General features: G+C 67.8%; 2 protein-coding genes and 2 pseudogenes. 2 read left to right on the top strand and 2 right to left on the bottom strand.

All coding sequences use genetic code 11. The annotated features are described in order from the left end of the window. Both HC022_RS29500 and HC022_RS25375 read left to right on the top strand, forming a co-directional pair. Positions 1 to 99 (top strand): annotated as a pseudogene (locus HC022_RS29500) (TetR/AcrR family transcriptional regulator); the annotation flags it as partial. Between the two features lie 223 nt (positions 100 to 322). Continuing rightward, complete coding sequence (locus HC022_RS25375; RefSeq protein ID WP_167454237.1) at positions 323 to 1,183, top strand: sulfotransferase family protein; 861 nt, start codon at positions 323 to 325, stop codon at positions 1,181 to 1,183. A gap of 108 nt (positions 1,184 to 1,291) precedes the next feature. Here HC022_RS25375 and rpsI read toward each other — a convergent pair whose 3' ends face one another. Next, a complete protein-coding gene (rpsI, locus tag HC022_RS25370; protein ID WP_008885785.1) occupies positions 1,292 to 1,780 on the bottom strand; it encodes a 30S ribosomal protein S9 in 489 nt (162 codons plus the stop codon). 2 nt (positions 1,781 to 1,782) lie between these two features. After that, positions 1,783 to 1,924: pseudogene (locus tag HC022_RS25365) on the bottom strand (uL13 family ribosomal protein); the annotation flags it as partial.

The raw sequence follows: 1,924 nt of genomic DNA, 5'->3' as shown, positions 1-1,924 counted from the left end.
TCGCCCGGCACGCAATCGCCTTTCCCGCCCGAGGCGCTGCTCGAAAGCGGCATCGGCGTCTACCTGCGCGGTCTTGGGCTGATCCCGCCCGACAGCTGAGCTGCCATTCAGCGCCCGCCCACCAGCCGGGCCCGGCGGCGCATCGGCGCCGCAATCCGCGTCATGGGCTCCGGCGGGCGCCCGAAACGGGCAGAAGGGGGTTCAGGATGACGTTGAAACCCACTAGGTCTTCTTCTGCCTGACCACTCTCCCGGGGGACTCGCGGCGCCGTCCGCGACGGGGCAAGCCCTTCCCCCGGCATCACCCGAGGACAGACGCGACGATGCCCCACAAGACCTTCATTCTCTGCACAGGGGCGTCGAAATCCGGCACGACCTGGATCCGCACCTATCTCGGCAACGCGCCCCGCACCGACATGGGGCCGCTGGGCGAGATGCAGGTCTGGGACGCCGCGACCGAACCCGGCAAGGCGCATTTCCTCATGCCGACACCCCCCGCGTGGCGTCGGGCCGAATTCACCGTTCACCGCCTGCTGGGGCTCCGTCCCCGTGGCAAGGTGCTGCGCTGGTGGCTGCAGCAGGACCCGTCGCGCTACGTGCCGTGGTTCGCGGGGCGGCTCGCGCGGCCCAACACCCGGCTCAGCGGAGACGTGACCCCGGGCTACGCCGCGCTCAGCACCGAGACCCTGCGCCGCATCGACGACGGCTTTGCCTCGCGCGGCATCACGGTGAAGACCATCTTCACCATGCGCGACCCGATCGAACGGGCGTGGTCGCTGCTCAAGATGTACCGCCGCAAGAGCAAGCTCGACGACAGCCTCCCCGATGCCGAGGCCTTCCTGCGGATCTTCGCCCCCGGCGGCACCGGCACCACCGACCCGGACTACCACGTCACGCTTGCGCGCCTCGACGAGGTCTTCCCGCCGCACCGCCAGTTCGTGACGCTCTACGAGTCGCTCTTCACGCCCGCCACGATCACTGCGCTCTCGGCTTTTGCCCGGATCCCCGACCGCCCGGATGCGGGTGGCGCCCCGGTCAATGCCGCGGGCGACCGCAGCGCCCTGCCCGAGGGGCTGGCCGAACAGGTCTTCCCGAGCTTTGCCAAGGATTACGAAACGGTGGTCGCGCGCCTGCCCGAGGCGGTCGAGCTCTGGCCGCACGCGCACCTTCTCACGACGCGCTGACCGCGCAGACGCGACCGGGCCATGATACAGACCAGGCAAAAGCCCGGACCATAGCGAAAGGGCCGCCCAACCAGGCGGCCCTTTGCGTATTTCCGAAGATCCGAAGGATCAGCGCTTCGAGAACTGGAAGCTGCGGCGTGCCTTGCGCTTACCGAACTTCTTACGCTCGACGACGCGGCTGTCGCGGGTCAGGAAGCCTGCGGCTTTCAGAGCCGAACGCAGCGACGGATCGTAGAGTTGCAGCGCCTTCGAGATGCCGTGCTTGACCGCGCCGGCCTGGCCGGAGAGGCCACCACCCTTGACGGTTGCGTAGACGTCGAACTGGTCCTCGACACCGGCGATGGTGAAGGGCTGACGCAGGATCATCTGCAGCACGGGGCGTGCGAAGTAGGTGTTCAGCTCCTTGCCGTTCACCACGACCTTGCCAGAACCCGGCTTGATCCAGACGCGTGCAACGGCGTCTTTCCGCTTGCCGGTGGCGTAGGAACGGCCCAGCTCGTCACGGACGGGCTCGCGGGGCGCTTCCTCGACTGCCGGGGCGGCTTCGATGCCAGCCGCGGTGCCGAGCTCTTCAAGGGAATTGATTTGTTCGGCCATGATTACACCCGGGTGTTCTTCTTGTTCATCGACTTGACGTCGAGCGCTTCGGGCGACTGAGCCTCGTGCGGATGCTCGGCGCCGGCGTAGATGCGCAGGTTGGTCAGTTGCTTGCGGGACAGACGGTTGCCCGGCAGCATGCGC

Source organism: Salipiger sp. HF18 (assembly GCF_011806505.1).
Taxonomy (GTDB): domain Bacteria; phylum Pseudomonadota; class Alphaproteobacteria; order Rhodobacterales; family Rhodobacteraceae; genus Salipiger; species Salipiger thiooxidans.
The sequence above is the reverse complement of the archived record's forward strand: the minus strand, read 5'-3'. Positions and strand labels throughout refer to the sequence as shown.